17 protein-coding genes and 1 pseudogene are annotated in these 19675 nt (G+C 61.4%); 11 read left to right on the top strand and 7 right to left on the bottom strand.

Annotation, left to right across the window (positions count from 1 at the left end; all coding sequences use genetic code 11):
- The first annotated feature begins 172 nt into the window (after positions 1 to 172).
- Positions 173 to 751 carry an NnrU family protein gene (locus tag C2L66_RS37745; RefSeq protein ID WP_060609219.1) on the top strand — a complete coding sequence of 193 codons (579 nt, stop codon included), beginning with the start codon at positions 173 to 175 and terminating at the stop codon, positions 749 to 751.
- 16 nt (positions 752 to 767) lie between these two features.
- On the opposite strand, the gene C2L66_RS37740 is transcribed toward C2L66_RS37745, so the two are convergent.
- The gene (locus C2L66_RS37740; protein ID WP_054931220.1) at positions 768 to 1619 is read right to left on the bottom strand and encodes a LysR substrate-binding domain-containing protein; all 852 of its coding nucleotides are present in this window, start codon (positions 1617 to 1619) and stop codon (positions 768 to 770) included.
- A gap of 107 nt (positions 1620 to 1726) precedes the next feature.
- Here C2L66_RS37740 and C2L66_RS37735 point away from each other — a divergent pair, with 107 nt between their 5' ends.
- The 3 genes from C2L66_RS37735 to C2L66_RS37725 all read left to right on the top strand — a co-directional run bounded on the left by C2L66_RS37735 (position 1727) and on the right by C2L66_RS37725 (position 4636).
- Positions 1727 to 2365 carry a LysE family translocator gene (locus C2L66_RS37735; RefSeq protein WP_060609216.1) on the top strand — a complete coding sequence of 213 codons (639 nt, stop codon included), beginning with the start codon at positions 1727 to 1729 and terminating at the stop codon, positions 2363 to 2365.
- Positions 2366 to 2528: 163 nt separating this feature from the next.
- Positions 2529 to 3668 (top strand): succinylglutamate desuccinylase/aspartoacylase family protein, encoded by a 1140-nt coding sequence (locus C2L66_RS37730; protein WP_060609213.1) that lies wholly within the window; start codon positions 2529 to 2531, stop codon positions 3666 to 3668.
- An 11-nt stretch (positions 3669 to 3679) separates the two neighbouring features.
- Positions 3680 to 4636, top strand: coding sequence for a threonine/serine dehydratase (locus C2L66_RS37725; protein WP_060609210.1), 957 nt, complete (start codon positions 3680 to 3682; stop codon positions 4634 to 4636).
- 162 nt (positions 4637 to 4798) lie between these two features.
- Here C2L66_RS37725 and C2L66_RS37720 read toward each other — a convergent pair whose 3' ends face one another.
- The gene (locus tag C2L66_RS37720; protein ID WP_054931238.1) at positions 4799 to 5305 is read right to left on the bottom strand and encodes a hypothetical protein; all 507 of its coding nucleotides are present in this window, start codon (positions 5303 to 5305) and stop codon (positions 4799 to 4801) included.
- 428 nt (positions 5306 to 5733) lie between these two features.
- On the opposite strand from C2L66_RS37720, the gene C2L66_RS37715 reads away from it, so the two are divergent.
- A complete protein-coding gene (locus C2L66_RS37715) occupies positions 5734 to 7239 on the top strand; it encodes a DASS family sodium-coupled anion symporter (RefSeq protein ID WP_060609208.1) in 1506 nt (501 codons plus the stop codon).
- A gap of 24 nt (positions 7240 to 7263) precedes the next feature.
- Here the strand turns inward: C2L66_RS37715 and C2L66_RS37710 are convergent.
- The 4 genes and pseudogenes from C2L66_RS37710 to C2L66_RS37695 all read right to left on the bottom strand — a co-directional run.
- A pseudogene (locus tag C2L66_RS37710) lies at positions 7264 to 7725 on the bottom strand (LysR substrate-binding domain-containing protein); the annotation flags it as partial.
- Positions 7726 to 8012: 287 nt separating this feature from the next.
- Positions 8013 to 8309, bottom strand: a complete 297-nt coding sequence (locus C2L66_RS37705) for a DUF1330 domain-containing protein (protein WP_054931215.1) — start codon at positions 8307 to 8309, stop codon at positions 8013 to 8015.
- Between the two features lie 245 nt (positions 8310 to 8554).
- A complete protein-coding gene (locus C2L66_RS37700) occupies positions 8555 to 9388 on the bottom strand; it encodes an SDR family NAD(P)-dependent oxidoreductase (RefSeq protein ID WP_231950276.1) in 834 nt (277 codons plus the stop codon).
- 137 nt (positions 9389 to 9525) lie between these two features.
- The gene (locus C2L66_RS37695; protein WP_060610600.1) at positions 9526 to 10440 is read right to left on the bottom strand and encodes a LysR family transcriptional regulator; all 915 of its coding nucleotides are present in this window, start codon (positions 10438 to 10440) and stop codon (positions 9526 to 9528) included.
- Positions 10441 to 11142: 702 nt separating this feature from the next.
- On the opposite strand from C2L66_RS37695, the gene C2L66_RS37690 reads away from it, so the two are divergent.
- Together C2L66_RS37690 and C2L66_RS37685 are read left to right on the top strand one after the other, a co-directional pair.
- The gene (locus tag C2L66_RS37690) at positions 11143 to 12141 is read left to right on the top strand and encodes a SphA family protein (RefSeq protein WP_054931214.1); all 999 of its coding nucleotides are present in this window, start codon (positions 11143 to 11145) and stop codon (positions 12139 to 12141) included.
- Positions 12142 to 12239: 98 nt separating this feature from the next.
- Positions 12240 to 13412 carry an MFS transporter gene (locus C2L66_RS37685; RefSeq protein ID WP_060609205.1) on the top strand — a complete coding sequence of 391 codons (1173 nt, stop codon included), beginning with the start codon at positions 12240 to 12242 and terminating at the stop codon, positions 13410 to 13412.
- A 55-nt stretch (positions 13413 to 13467) separates the two neighbouring features.
- On the opposite strand, the gene C2L66_RS37680 is transcribed toward C2L66_RS37685, so the two are convergent.
- Positions 13468 to 14349 carry a helix-turn-helix domain-containing protein gene (locus C2L66_RS37680; protein ID WP_060609202.1) on the bottom strand — a complete coding sequence of 294 codons (882 nt, stop codon included), beginning with the start codon at positions 14347 to 14349 and terminating at the stop codon, positions 13468 to 13470.
- A gap of 247 nt (positions 14350 to 14596) precedes the next feature.
- Here C2L66_RS37680 and C2L66_RS37675 point away from each other — a divergent pair, with 247 nt between their 5' ends.
- The 4 genes from C2L66_RS37675 (at position 14597) to C2L66_RS37660 (ending at position 19624) form a co-directional block, all read left to right on the top strand.
- Entirely contained in the window at positions 14597 to 15361 is a 765-nt protein-coding gene (locus C2L66_RS37675; protein WP_054931211.1) for an IclR family transcriptional regulator, read from the top strand.
- A gap of 177 nt (positions 15362 to 15538) precedes the next feature.
- Positions 15539 to 17008 carry a benzaldehyde dehydrogenase gene (locus C2L66_RS37670; protein WP_060609199.1) on the top strand — a complete coding sequence of 490 codons (1470 nt, stop codon included), beginning with the start codon at positions 15539 to 15541 and terminating at the stop codon, positions 17006 to 17008.
- A gap of 77 nt (positions 17009 to 17085) precedes the next feature.
- Entirely contained in the window at positions 17086 to 18552 is a 1467-nt protein-coding gene (locus C2L66_RS37665; RefSeq protein ID WP_063803401.1) for a carotenoid oxygenase family protein, read from the top strand.
- Between the two features lie 394 nt (positions 18553 to 18946).
- Entirely contained in the window at positions 18947 to 19624 is a 678-nt protein-coding gene (locus C2L66_RS37660; RefSeq protein WP_060609194.1) for an alpha/beta hydrolase, read from the top strand.
- Positions 19625 to 19675 lie beyond the last annotated feature (51 nt).

Below are 19675 nucleotides of genomic sequence, written 5' to 3'. Positions count from 1 at the left end.
GCACGATCGAGCATGCCGTTGCTTTCTTTCAGGAGTAAGGCGATAGCGCGAGAAAGCGCGTCATTGTCGCATGAGCAATGATGGGGCGCCTGCCGCACCACGAAATGGGCATGGCGTGCCATCATGCGTGACAACCGTCGCCATCCGTCGATGTCTGTCATGAGGAGCCGTCATGTCGATACTGATCTTGGGGTTGCTGCTATTCCTGGGCGGGCATTCCGTCCGCATCTTCGCGGAAGATTGGCGCAAGGCGCGCATCGCCCGGATGGGCGAGAAGAAATGGAAGGCGGCGTATTCGGTGGTGTCGCTGGTCGGCTTCGTGCTGATTATCTGGGGCTATGGCATCGCGCGGCGCGAGCCGGTCGTGCTCTGGTCGCCGCCCGCATGGGCGCCGCATCTCGCAGGCCTGTTGACGCTTGCCGCGTTCATTCTGTTTCCCGCTGCGCATGCACCCGGCAACCACTTCAAGGCCATCTTCAGGCATCCGATGACCTTGGCGGTCGTTTTATGGGCGTTGGCGCATCTGCTGGCGAACGGGACCTTGAACGCGCTGGTGCTGTTCGGCGCGTTTTTCGTTTGGGCGGTCTTCGATATGGCTGCTGCGCTTCGACGGGATCGTGCGGAAGGCGTGGTGTATCCGAAAGGGCGACTGTCGGGCGATGTCGTGCCCGTCGTTGCGGGTGTCATCATCTGGGTTGCGTTCGCGTTCTTCTTGCACGGCTGGCTGATCGGCGTAAAGCCTTTCGCCTGAAGCGCGACGGAAAGACTTACGGTCTCAGATCGGCCAACATCTGCTCGGCGAGAAAGTCGCACGGCGGCCGGGCCGAACGCGCGCTACGAGCAAGAACGACTTCGAGTGCGCCCAGCGGCGGCAAGTCTTCGGCTTCCCCAAGTTGCGCCAGATGCGCCGGAACGCTGCATCGCGCGAGCGGCGCGACGGCGAGACCTGCTTCGACCATGCAGATCAGCCCTAGCAGACTAGGGCTTTCATACGACATCCGGTATTTGATGTTGGCCTGCTGCAGCGCGCCGATCGCATGCGCGCGCGCCGTGCTGCCGGGCGCAAACACGGCGATGGGCAGCGGGCGCTCTTTCCATATCTGCTGGTTGCCACGCGCGGCGGCCCACACCATGGGCTCCGAACGTATCGGCGCGCCTGTGACGCCTCGCGTCTTCGTGATGCACGCCAGATCGAGCGTGTTGTCCTTGAGCAGGGGAACGAGCGCGCTGCTCGGCATGCCGAGCACGCGAACCTGCACGCGCGGATGCGCGACCGCGAATTTGCGCAACACGGTTGGCAGCAGCGACGACGCGTAGTCGTCGGGAACGCCGATCGTCACGCGCCCGCGTATTTCCGGGCGCACCACCGACGACCACGCTTCTTCGCGCATCGCCAGCATGCGCCGGCCGTAATCGATCAGCGTCCTGCCTTCCTCGGTCAGGGCGACGTTGCGCGTCGTCCGCACGAAGAGCGGCTTGCCGAGCGCTTCTTCGATAGTCTTGATCTGCATGCTGACAGCGGAAGGCGTGCGATGCAGGGACGTCGCGGCGCGAGCAAACGAGCCGGTGTCGGCCACGGCGACGACCATTTCCAGCACGTCGAGATCGAGTTTTTTCATCAGTCAGAAAAATTGAATAATTCATTCAGTTTAAATCGTTTTACTTAGCTTTCGTGCACTCCGATACTGCAATCGCGATAGGCATCACGGACGTGACGAGGTAGCGCATGAGAACGATGGTCGAATTCATGACGGTGGGTGGCATGCTGGCCGTGACGCCCGGTCCCAACATGGTCTATGTGATGATGCGTTCGGTCTCGCAGGGCACGAAGGCGGGGCTGATCTCGCTGGCGGGTGTGATGCTCGGCTATCTGACGTATATGTTCGGCGCGGCGTTCGGGATCACCACGCTGTTTCTTGCGATACCCGGCGCGGGCCGCGTGCTCGCCGTATCTGGCGCGCTCTACCTGCTTTATCTGGCGTGGCAGATGCTCAGGCCGGGTGGGCGCTCGCCGTTGCAGATCGAGGCGGCGTCGATCGAAAGGCCGCGCCGCCTGTTCGCGATGGGCGCGACGACGAGTCTGCTGAACCCGAAGCTTGCACTCATCTTTCTGTCGTTACTGCCGCAGTTCATCGACTATCGGGCGGGTGGCGTGTTCGGGCAGTCGCTGACGCTGGGCTTTTCGTTGATCTTCGCGTTCGCTTCCGTCAATACGGCCGTCGCGACGTTCTCGGGCAATCTCGCCAGGTTTCTTTCGACACGGCCGACTTGGCTCGTCGCGCAACGCTGCGTGATGGGCGCGATGCTTTTCGCGCTCGGCACGAAAATGGCGCTGGATGCGTGGCACTGGAATCTGTCCGCGTGATGTCTCTGCGCCACGAGTGGCCCGGACTACTCTTCCGACGGGTCGCGCTTGATAAATAAATCGTAGGTGGTCTATTATGGACGTGATTGTCCATATGAGACTTGATAGTCTCCAGCGGTGAACGTGGACGTTTCGACCAACCTTTGAAAGGGGTGAGATCGACGTGACGGTACGCAAAGAGACGACGGACCTGCCTCAGGTTGCGCCCGGCGCGGCGCATCAGCTGATCAGCTACACATTCGACGGATCAGGCGAGACACCACGCAGCGCCTATATCCAGGCGGGGCTACATGCCGATGAGCATCCTGGCCTGCTCGTCGTCCATCATCTGCTGCGCATGCTGACGGCGCTCGATAAAGACGCGCGCGTCAAAGGGCGCGTGGTCGTGTTGCCATTTGCAAACCCGATCGGGATGAGCCAGCGCATTTTCGGCATGCCGACGGGGCGCTTCAATCTCGAGAACGGCGAAAACTTCAACCGTCACTTTCCGTCGATTGCGGGCGCAGTCGAACAGGCGCTGGGTGAAATTCGTTTCGAGCGCAACGAGGTCGCGCCCTTCAAGTCGCTGTTCGACAGGCTGCTGGCAGCGCACGAACCGCGCGATCCTGTCCGGGCCATGAAGTCGCATCTGCTGCGCGAAGCGTTGCGGCATGACATCCTGCTCGATCTGCATTGCGATACGAGCGGCATCCTGCATATGTACAGCACTCGCGTGCAACAAGCGCGCGCGCTGCGCCTCGCAAAAGCGCTGCGCATCGAGGCTGTGTTTCTCGAAGACCGCGCGGGCGGCGGACCGTTCGATGAGGCGTTCATGGAGCCCTGGAACGTGTTGTCGTCGGCGGGTCTCGTCGATGCGGAGCACAGCGGCTTCGGCGCGTCCATCGAGTTGCGGGGCCAGGGCGACGTCAGCGACGAGCTTGCCATCGCGGACGCGCAGGGCATCCTGCGCTTTCTCGCAGCCGAGTCGATCATCGACTACGACGAACGCGCTACGGATGGCGAAGTCGAGCCGCGCGTCTATCCTCTTGAAGGCGTTTCGCATGTGAGTGCGCCGTCCACGGGTATTGTCGTGTATCGGAAGCAACCGGGCGATGCCGTTGCGCGCGGAGATGCGATCGCGGAGATCGTGCGTATCGATGCGCTGCCAGATGCGCCGCGCGACGTCGTGCTCAGCGATGTCGACGGCCTCTTCGTCGTTGCACAGCATTTCAAGCTCGTGAAAGCGGGGCAGCGCATTGCGCTGCTCGCCGGCATCGTGCCGCTGCCGGGCCGCAAGGCTGGCAATCTGTTGAACGATTTCTAAAGGGCCTGACGATGGATGACCTCTACGAACGCATTCTCGACGCGCATCGGGCGCTCCGTCCGCAAGTGCGCGTGACGCCGCTGGAACACAGCGCGCTGCTGTCGGAGCAGACGGGGTGCGACGTCTATCTGAAGTGCGAGCATCTGCAGCATACCGGGTCGTTCAAGTTTCGCGGCGCGTCGAACAAGTTGCGGCTGCTCGATGCCGACGTTCGACGTCGCGGCGTCGCGACGGTATCGACGGGCAATCACGGGCAGGGCGTCGCGCTCGCGGGCAAGCTCGCGGGCGTGCCCGTGACCGTCTATGCTTCGGTGTCCGCTTCGCCCGTCAAGCTGAACGCGATACGCGCGCTCGGCGCATCTGTCGTGACCATCGACGCATCCACGCTGGAGGTGGAGCTGGAAGCGGCGCGGCGCGCAAAAGACGCAGGGTTGCCGTTCGTCTCGCCCTACAACGACATCGATGTGATTGCCGGGCAGGGGACCGTCGGCGTCGAACTGAACGAGCAACTGCCCGGTCTTGCCGCCGTGTTCGCTTCGGTGGGCGGCGGCGGGCTGATTTCCGGCATCGGCTCGGCAATCAAGGCGTCGGGCGCGGGTACGGACGTAGTGGGATGCTGGCCCGCGAACGCGACGACGCTCTATCGCTGCATTCAGGCAGGCAAGGTGATCGATGTCGAGGAGACGGACACGATTTCGGACGGCACGGCGGGCGGGGTGGAGCCAGACACGATTACCTTGCCAATCGCGCAACGGGTGATCGATCGTTGCGTGCTGGTCAGCGAAGATGAAATCAGGTCGGCGATGAAACGGCTCGCGCAGACGGACCGCTGGATGGTGGAAGGAGCCGCAGGCGTCGCGCTTGCCAGCTTCTTGCAAGTCGCGCCTGCATACCGTGGTCGGGCAGTTGCCGTGGTGCTGTGCGGGCGGAACATCATGCTCGACAAGTTCGTCGCTGCCGTGCAGTGAACCGATATGCCGTGCGCTTGATCGGCGTTACCGGTTACGAAGCGACCTTCGGTGAGTATTGGCGAATCGCTTAACACGGCGCGGTCGTGTCCCCAGGATGAAAACTGCGCGTTCAATTGGATATTGACCTTTGGTCTAATACGCGGTCGCTTTGCGGGGTTGTCAGTTTGCTGCGATGGGACCGAAGAACATCGACCTGAGCTTGTCGCGACCGATAACGCGTGCAAGTTCCGCAATCACGCAGTACATCAGGATCAGCGTGACGAGCAGAATCTGCACTGCCCAGAAGCGAGCCCAGTTCACGTCTGCCCATAGAAGGGAATTCGCCGCAACAAAGCTGGACGCTTCCTTCCAGGATTCATACAGCCGCTCCAGATAGTGAACCGCGAGGGCAACGAGCGCGTACATCAGCGTTTTCCACGCGACATTCCAGACCAGGGGCTTTTCTGGAAAGCGATTGATGAACGGCAACATGTCTGCGAAAAGGACTGATTTACCGAGCACGAGCGACGCGATCAGCACTGAGCCCGAGACGGGCATGGATATTCCCGTGCCTTTGATCATCAACGCACGGATGATGGCTACGATGTGAAGAATGACAAAGAAGAAGATCGTAGGGGGCAGCGCTTTCAGGATTTCGTGTTTGAGTTTGCCCAGCAGTGTGCTCATGGCGCTGTCCTCCCGGATGGAGCGATGGTTCAACGCGTAGTCCGCGTCAATGACGTGTAGCGTAATCGAGTCCAACGAAACTCGCCGCATCGATCCAGCGCATCGGCGCGGGCGCACGTTTGCGAAACCGCAACGATGAACCGCATTTTCGACAGATGAGTTAACTGACGTATCCGCTCATCGTCCGGGCGCAGATCGATAACGTCGCCTGCTCGGCAAATCGGCATCAAATTGATGCAGCTCATCGCCTGCGCATCGCGTTTCCTTCGGGTATCCGTTGAATAGTATGCTTGCCGCGTGCACGTCATGACAGATCAGCGTTTGCGTCGTCCTGAACGTGCTGGAAAGTCAGGTTGCCCATTGCCAGGCAGGTCTCTCTGAACTATGTTTCAGCCGACGCGGCCAACTATTCCGGGAAGGATCGCAGAATGCTCTCGAAACTAAAAGCGACGTTCCGCTACTTCAACAGCGTTGTCCCGTTCCGACTGGGTCCCGCGCTGATCACAACGGCCGTGCTGGTAATCCTGTTGCTGCTCCCTGTGCCCGAAGGGCTAAAGCCCAAGGCTTGGGGCCTCGTTGCCATATTTCTGACAACAATCGTCGCGATCATTTTGAAGGTCATGCCGATCGGGGTTATGGCGGTGATGGCAATCGTCGTGCTCTCGCTGTCACAGGTGACCTCGACCTCATCCAAGGGGGCGATCGCCGATGCGCTGACCGCCTTCGACAGTCCGCTGATCTGGTTGATCGTGGTCGCCATCCTGATCTCTCGCGGGCTCAAGAAGACCGGCTTGGGCAGCCGCATCGGGCTGATCTTCATCTCACTGCTCGGCAAGCGCACGGTAGGCATCGGCTATGGTCTGGCCGTCTGCGAACTGGTGCTGGCGCCCTTCACACCGAGCAATACCGCGCGCGGCGGCGGCATCGTGCATCCGATCATGAAGTCGATCGCCAACGCTTTCGACTCGGATCCCGCCAAGGGCACCGAGGGCAAGGTCGGCACCTATCTGGCGATGGTCAACTATCACGCCAACCCGATCACCTCGGCGATGTTTTTGACCGCCACCGCGCCCAATCCGCTGGTGGTGGACTACATCGCGAAGGCGACCAATCAGAGCCTGCATCTGACCTGGACGAGCTGGGCGCTGTGCATGCTGCTGCCCGGCCTTCTGTGCATGCTGGTCATGCCACTGGTGATCTATCTGCTGGCGCCGCCGCAGATCCATGCCACACCCAACGCGGTAGCGTATGCCCGCGCTGAACTGGCGAAGATGGGTCCCATGTCGCCGAAGGAAATGGTCATGTTGGGGACCTTCGCGCTGCTACTGCTGCTGTGGGCCGACGTGCCGGCGATGATGTTCGGTCCGTCGTTCATCCTGGATCCGACGGTGGTTGCCTTCGTCGGCCTGTTCTTGCTGATCATCACGGGCACCATCGACTGGGACGATGTGTTGTCGGAGAAGAGCGCCTGGGACACGCTGGTGTGGTTTGGCGCGCTGATCATGCTGGCTGAGCAACTGAACAAGCAAGGCGTGATCACCTGGTTCTCGGAAGCCATGAAGAGCGCGATCGTTGCCAGCGGTATCGGCTGGGGCGCCACGGCTACGATCCTGGTACTGGCATTTGTATTTTCACACTACCTGTTCGCCAGCACGACGGCGCACATCAGCGCGATGATGCTCGCCTTCCTGACGGTCGGGGTCCATCTGATGCCACCCGAGTATGTGGCGCCGTTCATGCTGATGATGGCGGCCGGCTCGGCGATCATGATGACGCTAACCCACTATGCGACGGGCACCTCGCCGATCATCTTCGGTAGCGGCTATGTCACGATGGGAACCTGGTGGCGCATCGGTTTTGTGATGTGTGCGGTGGAGTTGCTGATCTTCGCGGTGGTCGGCAGCCTCTGGTGGAAGATGCTTGGTTTCTGGTGAAGCCGTAGCCCGTTCTGTTTCGAACTACGAGCCTTTTTGCACCGTCTTTGTTCTGCGCGATCGTATTGCCGGGTCGGCGAACAGGTCGATCACTCTCTCGCGCAGCCAGCGGTTGCCTTCGTCCTGATGGACTCGCGCGTGCCACAGCAAATGGATCGGCGCTGCGGGCCACTTCGAGGGCAATGCGCGCAGGCTCAGTGAGAAGGGTGCTGCCAGTTGCGACGCCAATCGCTCGGGCAACGTAACAATCGGGTCGGTGCTTTGCAGGATGTAGCCGACGCTCATGAAGTGCGGCACCGTCAATCGCACCCGGCGCTGCACGCCTCGCTGCTTCAGCCAATCGTCGACCTGACTATGTCCCGTGCCGGCGGACACGAGCACCAGATGGTCGGCTTCAGACCAGGCTGCAAGCGTGAGCGGTGCATCTTCGAGCGCGTGGCCACGTCTGAAAAGACAGACATACCGCTGGTCGAACAGGCGGCGCTCTGAGGGCAGGTACCAGAGTGAAAACGGTCATTCCGTATCGTCGCTCGGCGGCAAGTCATCGGCCGAAGCGGACGTTGGGGTGCCGATCATTGTTAGACAGGTGATAGGCGCTTTGCCGCCGTTCGCGCCGTCGTAGCCTTGAATGTCAGGTGCCGATGCGAGTGAACGAGTACTCGCGACCCAAATCAGTCAGCCATCGGCACCGACATTGCCCGGCAGGAGCGGACGCAAAAGCGGTCGCACTGGCGATGTGCAGCCGCTCCGGACGGTCTCTATTACTACTTCCGTCAACCGTGTGCGAGTCCCTCGACCATCATCGCCCGGTAGGTTGCACCCTTGAACCGATGCTTTGCGATCGCCTGATATGCTTCGCTGTCGTACCATGCGCGTGCAGACGGCGTATCGGGAAACTCAACGATCACGACTCCCTCGGGTGCCTCTCCTTCGAGCAGTTGTTGCGCTCCGTAGGCGGCAAGGATTTTGATGGGATGGCCGACAAAGGTCTTTGCGACACCTGCCTGATAGGCGTCCAACTCCCGCTGATCCTGGGTGCGTTCGCGTGTAAAAACAATGTATGTAGCCATGTCTGGCGCTCCTGAGTGAAAGTTGTACCAGACGGCCCGTTAGTACCGTCTTAAACTAATAACGACGGTTCCAGGTCGCGGCTGCCGATACTGCCACGCAGTACCAATGGCATCGACAAGGGCTATCGGTATCGACGAGGCCGAGGTAGATACCGATTGCACATCAATGCCTTTGTCGCGGCGTTTCCTTGACGCTATCCGGAATGCACGCGGCGTTCGAATAGCACTCGGCTGGGCGGCCCGCGTCAGGCAATCCATCCACCGTCGACGGTCAAGCTTTCGCCGGTCGTGTAGCCTGCTTCTGGGCTGGCGAGGTAGGCTACGGCCGCCGCGATTTCTTCCGGTTTGCCGAAACGACCCACGCTGGCGAGCTTTGTCATCGTCGCGTGGTCTTCTGTGCCGGGTTGCGGAGCAAGTTCGGTATCGATCGGGCCGGGCTGAACGGCGTTGACAGTTACGCCGTATTTGCCGAGCTCGCGTGATAACCCGCGAGTGAAACCTCTGAGAGCGAACTTCGATGCGATGTAGAGCGTCACGCCAGGCAGCGGCGCCGCTTCACCAAAGGCGGAGCCTACGTTGATGATGCGTCCCCAGCCGGCCGCGACCATTCGTGCTGCCGCGTCTTTTGCCAGTTCGATCGGCGCACGAACATTGAGGTTGAAGTGCGTGTCGTATGACGTTTCCGAAGAATCGAGGAATGGCCCATACTCGACCGTGCCCGCGTTGTTAACGAGGATGTCGAGCCGCCCCTCGAAGCGGCCACCGAATGCGCCGTTCAGCGACGCAATGAGGTTCTTTATGCCTTCCGGCCGCGACAGGTTGGCGCCCACAACTTCGGCCTCGCCGCCAGCATCGCGGATTTCCTTGACGACTGCTTCGGCCCGCGCTGAACTCGACGCATAGTGAACGATGACCGACGCGCCTTCGCGCGCAAGACGTGCCGCGATCGCGGCGCCGATTCCGCGCGAAGCACCGGTAACCAGGGCGAGTTTGCCTTTCAGAGCTTGAGTCATGGTTTTCCTCAACAGGTAGGTTTCGAAGCGGTCCTCCGGCTTGAACGGCCGAAGGGACTGCTGCATCGGAACCAATGTTTTCGTGCATTGGTTGATGCGTATCGTCCGCTCTGGTGGCATCGCGCGGTAGTCGCGGGCCGGGAATAGCTCTTATTCCTGCTGCGAGGGGCAGACCGGACAGTCGGCGCCCACGTGGGAAGCGGCTAGGCGGTGAAGTCCTCGCTGGATTTGCGCCCGTTAAGAAGATGCTCGACAAACGCGACGAAGGCACGCGCTTTCGTGGTTGCCATGCGGCCGGACGGGAAAACTGCCCACAGGTCGATGGGCGGCAGCGTCCAGTCGGTCAGGACGGCCTGAACTGTGCCGCTCGCGAGTTCGGGGGCGAACATCCATTCTGAAGCAACGGCGAGACCCATGTGCCCCAGTACTGCCGTGCGCATGCCTTCGGCTGCGTTTACGCTTATTCGGCCGGACAAGGTCACGGTTGAATCGGAGCCGTCACCGCGGCTGAACAGCCACGATTCACCGCCGCCTCGCACGGAGTAAACGACCGCCTGATGCCGGCCAAGGTCGGCAGGTGTGCGCGGAGGTCCGGCTTCCGCGAAATACGACGGCGTGCCGACGACGAGCCGCCGCCCGGTAGAGATGCGACGTGCGGTCATGGTGGAATCGTCCAGCATGCCCATACGCAATGCGACATCAACCCCTTCTTCGAGCAAATCGACTGACCGGTCATCAAGCACGATGTCGATGGTCAGATTCGGGTGTTGATCGAGGAAAGACTTCAGTGCCGGCAACACGTGCAGCCGGGCGAAGGTAACGGCTGCACCTATGCGCAGTCGTCCTGACAAGCCATCCGATGACTCCCGCACGGCCTGTTCTGCCTGCTCTGCCTCGTCGATGGCCCTGAGCGCGTGCTCATAGAATCGCTGACCAGCATCCGTGGGCGTCAGGCCACGCGTCGATCTCAAGAGCAAACGCGCGCCCAAGCGTTCCTCCAACTGTGCGACTGCCTTTGAGACGGCTGGTTGGCCCAGCTTCAACCGGCGTGCAGCGGCAGAAAATGAACCTGCATCGACAACTGTTACGAACGTCTCCATTGCCACCATGCGGTCCATGTGCATCCTCCTGGCAGGTTGTTAGCGAAAATCCCCAGTGTAGCGAAGCGACGAGCCTTTCCAGACAAAGCACACGTCATATGGCGGCGACGTTCCACAGCGCGATCTACCGATCAGGACCGCATGTTGTTTCCTGAATGCGACGACCGCTTTCGGATCGAATGCGGTCGCCTTGTGGCCGAGAGCACTATCACATGCGCCGCGAGATCTGACTGGCAACTCAGCGTCCAATGGCGGACGGCCCGGCGCTCCGCAACGACCGCTGATTCGCTTTGGTCGATGCCGAAACCGTACGAGATTGATGTACCGCTTTCGCAACGACGACGAAAGAAGGGGGTGGTCGCCTGCTGTGGATAAAACACGTGACGGCACGAGGATGACGGGCACCTGTCGAGCGGCGCCCGCAAGAGCGCAACTCGGACTTTCTCTCCAACGACGGCGCCCGACTTTCGCCCTCGATACGTCTGGCGTGACTACGGCGGAGATCAGTCGACCCGGCACTGCCCGCCGAGTGTGATCAGGCCGACCGGACCTTACGCGGAACAGCACTGCCGTCTATCCGCTTCTCATAGAGGCAGCCGGCACGCACAGTCAACTCGTTGTCCTTGCCGGAAAAGACCTCGGCCCAGCCGCTCCTTACTCTTCACACAAGGCCGCATAAGGCGGCTTGACATGACTATAAGAGTTCAAGGAGACACAGCAATGTCACGCTGCAAAGGGAGACAATCCGTCGCCTCGATGGCGATCCTGTGCGCGGCTGCCACCGCTTCGACGGCTGCCGTCGCTCAGGCGACCCCAAGCGTCAGCGAGCCGCAGGGCATCAATCTCGGCATCACCAGCTTCTACGATGGCTTCTCCGGGCCGCCGGGCTTTTCCTATCTCGGTGTGCTGCGCTACACGAGCGGTACGTCGATCAAGGATAACAGCGGAAACGATGTTTCTGCGTTCCGCAATCCTCGCGTCGATACGTTCTCGATGGTTCATCACGTGTCGTACACGTCGCCTTATCACTTTCTGGGCGGCACGCTGGGTGTCAACGCGATTTTGCCGATCATCTGGTTGCGCGGAAGGACCGACCAGCCGGGTGCATCGCTGGTCGGCAACGGTACTGCGCTCGGCGATCTGACCTTCGGTCCGCAACTGCAGATGGCACCCGTGATCGGTGAAGGCGGCAGGCCGGTGTTCGTGCAGCGCTTCGAAGTGGACGTCATCGCGCCAACCGGGCAATACAAGCACAACGCGGATCTGAACCAGAGTTCGGGTTACTTCTCGCTGAACCCTTACTGGGCTGCGTCGATTTTCCCGACGCCTAAAACGGAAGTCAGCTGGCGCCTCCAATATCTATACAACTTCAAAAATCATGACCCCGCGTCGAGCAGCCCGACCGCGTTCCAGGGTATGCCGGTCGACACGACGCAGGCAGGGCAGGCGGCTTGGATCAACTTCACTGCGTCGTATCAGATTACGTCGTCGATTCACGCGGGCATCAATGGCTACTTCTTCCGCCAGTTCACGGATGACAAGGTCAACGGCTCCGCGATGAGCGATTCGCGCGAGCAGGTGCTGGGCATCGGCCCTGGCATCTTCTGGCAACTGAGCAAGACGCGCGCGCTATGGGTGAACGCCTATACCGAGACGGCCGTACGCAACCGTCTGAAGAACAACTTCATTCTGCAGGCGCAAATCGCGACTTCGTTCTGACGGCGCACGAGGGCAACTGCGTGATCGCTGCGCGGCAAAACCACTAACAGTGGCGCTCAGTCACATGATGGCTGTCGCCCGTTCAACTGGAGGAGACAATGGAAACTCTCAATGCGGTAGATGCCAAAAGAACGCTGGGCATGCTCGCCTGGCTGATGGTGACGGGCTTAGGCACGCTGCAGTTGCAGCCTGTCCTGGGCGGTGCACTGGTTGACCGTACGGGTATTACGCTTGGACAGATGGGTATGCTGTTCGGTCTTGAACTGATCGCGATGGCGCTGGGGTGCGGTGCCGCGGCACTGGCGATGAACCGCGTCGACCGCCGAACGTTCTGCCTCGCGATGCTGGGCGTTCTGGCCGTTGCGAGCATCGGCAGTGCGTTATCGACGGTGTATTCCGCGATGTGTGCGAGCCGGGCGATCGCCGGTGCGGCAGGCGGCGCGCTGCAAGCGGTCGTATATGCTACGACGGCAGCGCGAGCACGAAAGGACCAGACGTTCGCCGCGATCAATATTGCGTTGCTGGTCTGGGGCGCGTTCACGGTCGGCGTCGTGCCCGTCGTGTTGCAAAAGCTGGGTATTGCCGCCGTGTACTACTCGTTCGTGATCATGGCGCTCATCGCATTGCCGGGACTCTCCCGCATTCCGCGTCATGCGACGGAAGCCACCATGCAGCGAGCGACAGGCAAGTCAGGTTCTCGCTTCGACGCTCGCGTGCTCGCACTTCTCGCGCTGTTCGCGTTGCTGTTCGGCGGACATGGCGCGTTATGGATTTACCAGGAACGCATCGGACACATGCTGGGCATGTCCCAACAGGCGATCGGCGTGATTCTCGGCGGCGGTATTCTCGCGGGTGCGGCAGGCGCGGCGCTGGCGGGCGTGCTCGGTCGCCGGATCAGTCACAAGACCGCGCAGCTCGCGGCATTTGGAGGGTCGATTGCCGCATCGCTCGTCGTCGTGTATGGACAGACCAGCGAGGCGTTCACGGCTGCGGCGTTCGTGTTGATGGCGGCCTGGTTTTTCGGACTCACGTACCTGTTCGCGTTGACGGCTGAACTCGACCCGACAGGGCGCCTCACGGGCATATCGAACGCAGCCGTTTTTGTGGGGCAGGGTCTGGGTCCGATAGCTGCTGCGATCGTCGTCGGTGATGGCAACTTTCGCGCGGTGGGTTGGCTGTCCGCCGCGATCTATCTGCTATGCGTCGTATTGTCCGTCTACGTGACGGGAGCCCGGGAGGCGCGCGCGCATCGCGTGGCGACCGCGAAATGAAAGGACGTCCCGGTAGCTGGCGCCGCCGGGACGTTCGTGTAATACCAGGCAACGCTTAGTGGCTCTTCCGGTATGCACTCGGCGATACCCCGAAGGCCCCGCGAAACGCGCGGCTGAAATGGGCGGAGCTGGTGAATCCCCACGAATAGGCGATGTCGGTGATCGTCAGATGGGCATTGTCCGGGGAACGCAGCGCGTGAACACAGCGATCAAGACGGGCCCTCCAGATGTAATCCGTCACTGTGATGTCGCTCTGTTCGCCGAAAACGCGGTGAATCTGTCGCGGCGAATAGTCGAGTGCGTGGGCGAGGCTGCGTACATCGAGTGCTGGGTCCGCGAGATGCTCGTCGATGTAGTCGGTAATCAGCTCGAGGCGGCTCGCGATCTTCTGTTCGGCCGCCGACTCTTCAATCGCGAGGCCAACGAGACGTCCGAGCGAATCAGCCGTTGCATCCGCCGAGCGCGCGCTCAGTTTCTCGCACTCACGGAACGCGGATACGGCCATCTCGTGCACGAGCCGCGCCACACCCGCACGCCCATAGCGCTTCGATGCCAGCGACGCGGACAGAATGTCGGCTGGTGCAAGATCACGACGCTGCATCAGTACGATATGTTCGCTCTCACGGGCGGTTTTCACGCTGAACGGCCGGGCGGTGTCGAACACGCTCCAGTCGCCGGGACACAGTACGGCGCCCGTGCCGCTCTGCTCGAACAGACTGCTGCCTCGCGTCTGGATCACGACCATGAGCGGTGCGTCATCGGATATCGCCGACTGCTTGCGCCAGTATTGACTCGCCGACATCGACACCCGGCAAACCGGCAACGACCCGAGATCAGCCGCCTCGATGCTCCCTTTGAACGGTGTCGAAGGTTCGGGCAGGAATTCGATGCCGGGCAACTCGACGTCGTTGGGCGCACGCGCGACGTGCTCGCTCAACCAGGATTTCCAGTGGGTGGCACACAGTGGGTCCGCACTCGAATCCGTTGTGACCTTTCGGATTGCAGCCATAGCCTGTACCCCTTCGATATGCGCAGGATCGTCGCAAATGACGTGACAAAGGTCTATGCGCTAAAACCCTTATCAAAATATGAGAATTCTGCTTGATAGGGTAGATTAAAAATCGACGATAATGAGACTAATGAGGGTTGAATTGCAACGAGCGGTAAGAGACTGAAAGGCTGTCATGACGACTTCGGATCGCGCCTTCGGCGTATTGAAGCTATTCACCTTGCAGCGGCCGACGTGGACGGCGGACGAGATCGGCGCCGCGATGTGCGTGTCACCCGCCACCGCGTACCGCTTCATCGGCACACTCGAGGACGCCGGGCTGATCGCATCGATGCGCAAGGGCGTCTACGCGCTGGGGCCCGCCATCATCCAGCTCGACCGGCAGATCCAGCTTACCGATCCGCTGTTGTCGGCCGCCGCGCCCGTGATGGACGATTTGCGCAAGTACGGGCCCGACGGATCGGCGGTGCTGTTGTGCCGCTCGTACGGCGAGAGCGTACTGTGCATGCGTCAGATCTTCACGGCCGGGCCTCATCCTCCCGTGAGCTATGAGCGTGGGCGTCCGATGCCGCTCTTTGCGGGCGCGACCTCGAAGGTGATTCTCGCGAATCAGCCTGCAAGGTGGCTGCGCGCACTGTACGAAGCGCATGCTTCCGACGCGGCGGCCGCGGCGCTTGGCGCCACGTTCGACGAATTTCGCGCGACGCTCGCTGCTATCCGCAAAGCGGGATACGCGATCACGAAAGCCGAGATCGACGCGGGTTGTATCGGCATCGCAGCACCCATTCTCGATGAGGACAAACGTGCGATCGGCAGCCTGAGCTACGTGGTCGGCGACAAGACCGAGATGCGCGCCTGCCAGCGTCTCGCCGCAATCGCACAGAGCGGCGCGCAGGAAATCGAAGCGTCGCTCGGCGCCGATATGCCTGCCACGACCTGACGACACAACGCGCGACGCGTACACGTGTCGCCGCCTGCCGTCAGCCAACGCGTTTCGTGCAGCACCTCTCGCGCTGACGTCTTCCCCAGTCAAGCTACCGCCTCTGCAGACAAGACCCGCGAACGCGAACGTCCTACTCTCTCTACACGAATCAGCAACTCATATCGTGGAGACGACATGGACGGACACACAGTGCGCCTGCTTGACGCGACTCAATGGCAGGGCAAGTTTTTCAACGGCGACTGGGTCGACGGCGCATCGTCGCAATCCATCGTGGAACCCGCAACTGGCGAGCCGCTGACGACGATCGGCTGGGCTAGTCCCGCACAGGCCGCCGAAAGCGCACGCAGCGCACATTCGGCGCAGCGCAAGTGGGCGTCCATGCCGTATCTGCAACGTGCGGATGTGTTTCGGCGCGCGGCCGCGCTCCTTGAAGCGACTCGAGCCGAAGTGATCGACTGGATCGTACGTGAAACGGGCGCGATCGCACCGTTCGCCGAGTTCCAGATTCAGGGTGCCAGCGTGGTCTTGCATGAGGCAGCCGCGATGCTCACCCAAAGTCATGGCGTCATGTTGCCGAGCGATGGCGAGCGTCTGAGTTTTGCGCGCCGTCTGCCGCATGGCGTCGTAGGCATCATCTCGCCGTTCAACGTACCGCTGATCCTGTCGATTCGCGGAGCCGCACCCGCGCTCGCCACGGGTAACGCGGTCTTGCTCAAACCCGACCCGCAAACGGCCATCACGGGCGGCTTCCTGATTGCGCGGCTGTTCGAACTGGCGGGATTGCCACGCGGTTGCCTCCATGTGCTGCCCGGCGGCGCGGATGTCGGTGAAGCGGTCGTGACAGACCGCCATGTTTCGATGATTTCGTTCACGGGATCGACGGGCGCGGGGCGCCGGGTCGGTGAACTGGCGAGCCGCCATCTAAAGAAAGTGACGCTCGAACTGGGCGGGAAGAACCGCTTGATCGTGCTGGACGATGCGGACCTCGATCTCGCGGCATCGTGCGCAGCATGGGGCGGCTATCTGCATCAAGGGCAAATCTGCATGGCGACGGGCATTGTGCTGGTTCATGAGCACGTGGCCGAAGCGTTCACGCAGAAGCTCGTGCAAAAGGCGAAGAATCTACGCGTCGGCAACCCCGCTGGTCGCGACGTTCAACTCGGTCCGATCATCAACGAACGGCAGCGCGATCGTGTGCATCAGATCGTCGAATCGAGCCTTTCACAGGGATGCGAGCTGCTCGCTGGCGGCAGGTTCGACAGGCTATTCTACGAGCCGACCGTGCTCGCCAATGTACGACCGGGTACGTCCGCATTCGATGATGAAGTGTTCGGCCCGGTGCTGTCTGTGGTCACGTTCCGCGACGATGACGAAGCGGTCGAACTGGGTAACAACAGCGAATATGGATTGTCGCTCGGCATCGTGAGCCGGTCGGTGACGCGAGCGCTTTCAATCGGCAATCGCATTCCGACGGGGCTCCTGCACATCAACGATCAGACCGTCGGCGACGAAGGCCATATTCCTTTTGGCGGCCGCGGCGCGTCGGGCAACGGTGGCCGGCATGGCGGGCACGCGAACTGGGATGAGTTCACGCAATGGCAGTGGGTCACCGTTCAGGACGTCCCGCCTTGCTACCCGTTCTGACGAACGTGTGTGCGCCCCGCAAATCAGTGTGCGGCGCGTGCCGAAAAGCAACGAACTCAACGCAACGTGGAATTCCCATGAGCAAGCAATCCTGTTTTCCTTCTTTGCCGCAATTTACTGGCCAGAACGCGCCATCGCGTCTGCAGTGCGATCTTAGCGACCTCGACGTCGAAGGCACGTTGCCTCCCGCGCTCGAAGGCACATGGTATCGATGCGGCCCCGACCCGCAACATCCGCCGATGTTCGACGACGACCTGTACGTGAACGGCGATGGCATGATGAGCGCGTTTCGCTTTTATCAGGGCCGCGTCGACTATCGTTCGCGCTATGTGCAGACGGAGAAGTATCGAGCCGAACGCAAGGTGGGCCACGCACTGTTCGGCCGCTATCGAAACCCCTTTACGGACGATGCATCGGTACAGGGCGTTGATCGGGGCACGGCCAACACGACTGCATTCTGGCACGCAGGCAAGCTGTTCGCGTTGAAGGAAGACAGCCTGCCGTATGTGATCGATGCCGATACGCTCGCCACGCATGGCCGCCATACGTTCGGCGACACGCTGCGTAGCCAGACGGTCACCGCGCATCCGAAGGTCGATCCCGTTACGGGCGAATGGATCTTCTTCGGCTACGAAGCGAGCGGACTTGCGTCGCGCGACGTGGCGTTCTGCGTCGCGAATGCCGAAGGCGCGTTGATACGCGAAGACTGGTTCAAGGTCCCGTTCGCCAGTTTCCAGCACGACTTCGCGGTCACACGCGACTACGTGGTGTTCCCGGTCTGTCCGACCATCGCGGACCTCGACCGGATGAAGGCGGGCGGCGCGCATTGGGAATGGGACGCGAGCCAGCCGACGTATGTAGCCATCGTGCCGCGCCAGGGGAGTATCGACGGGATTCGCTGGTTCAAGGGCCCTGCGTGTAACGTCTTTCACGTGATCAACGGCTTCAACGAAGGCACGACGGTGTATGTGGATCTATGCGTGTCGAAACGCAACGCTTTTCCAGGCATCGCCGATGTGTCGGGTGCGCCGTTCAATGCTGAAGAGGGGGCGCCGTTCCTGACGCGCTGGACCTTCAATCTTGCGGCGGACGGCGAAACGTTCGAGTCGCGCGTGCTGAGTCCGTTGCCGGGCGAGCTTCCGCGCATCGACGACCGGCATGCCTTTGAAGCAACGGGCGCGGTGTTTTACGGCGCGCTCGATATTGAGCGTTCGCAACTGGTGGCAGGTCCGCAGGGACTGGGCGCGAACACGCTCGCGCGCCTCGATGCACGCACGGGCGCGCTGCAGACCTTGTATCTCGACAATCACACGACGTTTCAGGAACCGCAGTTCGTCCCCGCAGGCGACGCGACGGACGAAGGCTACTTGCTCGTGGTCGTCGATCATCACGATGCCGGCAACGGTTCCGTGCTCGTGCTCGACGCCGCGCAAATCGATGCGCCGCCTATCGCGCGCATCCGGCTACCGATGCGTCTGCGCGATGCCTTCCACGGCACGTGGGTGCCGCACGCCGTGCGCAACGCACCCGTCGCGCTTTTCTGAACCGAGCGCAGCGGACTGCGCTCCATCGCTTACTTAGGCGATCGCCTTGGTCGATGTGACGACAGCTGAAATAAACGTTAAAACAATACCTTGTGTTCGGGCCGGACTTATTTGCAGCTGTCCGTACGCGCGAAATCAGCCTCCCGATCAGATCTGTTTGTCTAGATTCGACAAGTCAAATTTGTTTGTTTCGGATGAGGTCGTATTTGTCCGTCACCACGTTGGCCGCCTCACCACCCCATCTTCCTTCAACCCATGATATATTACATATCAACACACAACAGGCGCTGCCGCCAGCATCAGCCGCAGCGCCTCAACCGCCTGCACGGCTCGTAGCCGCAACGGGCGGGCATACTCATGCATGCGCGCCACAGGCGCCAATCCAGGTCCCACCATGTTCGATCCGTCGCTGCTTGGCCGCCTGTCCTTCACTCCCGCCGACGCGGCCAAACCGCCGCTACCGCCGGGCCGCAACCGGCTCGGCATCGCCGGTGAGCGCGACGCAATTCTGTTCGTCCCGTCCGGCCTCGATGCGCGCGAGCAGGTGCCGCTAATCGTGATGTTCCATGGCGCAGGCGGCTTTCCCGAGAAGGTTCTGCCTTTCATCGAAGAGCACGCCGAGCGCGACAGGTTTCTCGTCCTCGCGCCGCATTCGATGTACGCGACCTGGGACATCGTGATCGGCGGCAGCGGCCCGGACCTGGAGCGGCTCGATCGAGCGCTCGTCGAAGTCACGTCTCGCTACCGGATCGACCGTAACCGCCTCGCGTTTGCCGGCTTCTCGGACGGCGCGAGCTACGCACTGTCGATCGGCATCACGAACGGCGATATCGCGAGTCATGTGATTGCGTTCTCCGGTGGCTTCATGTCGGTCTTCACACAGGAAGGTGCGCCCAAGGTGTTCATCGCGCACGGCCTGGCCGACGAGCAACTGCCCATCGAAACCAGCGGCCGCGCGAACGCAGCCAGGCTGAAGGCCGCGGGCTACGACGTGAGCTACATCGAATTCAACGGACCACATGCGATCCAGCCAGCCATCGCAGGCATGGCGATCGAGTTCTTTCTCGGCTAGCCGGCGCGCAGCTGTCATTACGTGTCGTGCCACTCTCAGATACGAGTGCGT

It is taken from the genome of Paraburkholderia caribensis (assembly GCF_002902945.1).
In the GTDB taxonomy this organism is placed as follows: Bacteria; Pseudomonadota; Gammaproteobacteria; order Burkholderiales; family Burkholderiaceae; genus Paraburkholderia; species Paraburkholderia caribensis.
Note: the sequence above shows the minus strand (reverse complement) of the source record. Positions and strands in the feature narration are given on the sequence as shown.

What these genes read in the sequence shown, in the direction of transcription:
- C2L66_RS37740 (WP_054931220.1), bottom strand. Translation starts at nt 1,619, where the DNA reads ATGAAAAAACTCGATCTCGACGTGCTGGAAATGGTCGTCGCCGTGGCC.
- C2L66_RS37675 (WP_054931211.1), top strand. Translation starts at nt 14,597, where the DNA reads ATGACGACTTCGGATCGCGCCTTCGGCGTATTGAAGCTATTCACCTTG.
- C2L66_RS37705 (WP_054931215.1), bottom strand. Translation starts at nt 8,309, where the DNA reads ATGGCTACATACATTGTTTTTACACGCGAACGCACCCAGGATCAGCGG.
- C2L66_RS37670 (WP_060609199.1), top strand. Translation starts at nt 15,539, where the DNA reads ATGGACGGACACACAGTGCGCCTGCTTGACGCGACTCAATGGCAGGGC.
- C2L66_RS37665 (WP_063803401.1), top strand. Translation starts at nt 17,086, where the DNA reads ATGAGCAAGCAATCCTGTTTTCCTTCTTTGCCGCAATTTACTGGCCAG.
- C2L66_RS37685 (WP_060609205.1), top strand. Translation starts at nt 12,240, where the DNA reads ATGGAAACTCTCAATGCGGTAGATGCCAAAAGAACGCTGGGCATGCTC.
- C2L66_RS37695 (WP_060610600.1), bottom strand. Translation starts at nt 10,440, where the DNA reads ATGGACCGCATGGTGGCAATGGAGACGTTCGTAACAGTTGTCGATGCA.
- C2L66_RS37700 (WP_231950276.1), bottom strand. Translation starts at nt 9,388, where the DNA reads ATGCAGCAGTCCCTTCGGCCGTTCAAGCCGGAGGACCGCTTCGAAACC.
- C2L66_RS37720 (WP_054931238.1), bottom strand. Translation starts at nt 5,305, where the DNA reads ATGAGCACACTGCTGGGCAAACTCAAACACGAAATCCTGAAAGCGCTG.
- C2L66_RS37715 (WP_060609208.1), top strand. Translation starts at nt 5,734, where the DNA reads ATGCTCTCGAAACTAAAAGCGACGTTCCGCTACTTCAACAGCGTTGTC.
- C2L66_RS37690 (WP_054931214.1), top strand. Translation starts at nt 11,143, where the DNA reads ATGTCACGCTGCAAAGGGAGACAATCCGTCGCCTCGATGGCGATCCTG.
- C2L66_RS37745 (WP_060609219.1), top strand. Translation starts at nt 173, where the DNA reads ATGTCGATACTGATCTTGGGGTTGCTGCTATTCCTGGGCGGGCATTCC.
- C2L66_RS37660 (WP_060609194.1), top strand. Translation starts at nt 18,947, where the DNA reads ATGTTCGATCCGTCGCTGCTTGGCCGCCTGTCCTTCACTCCCGCCGAC.
- C2L66_RS37725 (WP_060609210.1), top strand. Translation starts at nt 3,680, where the DNA reads ATGGATGACCTCTACGAACGCATTCTCGACGCGCATCGGGCGCTCCGT.
- C2L66_RS37735 (WP_060609216.1), top strand. Translation starts at nt 1,727, where the DNA reads ATGAGAACGATGGTCGAATTCATGACGGTGGGTGGCATGCTGGCCGTG.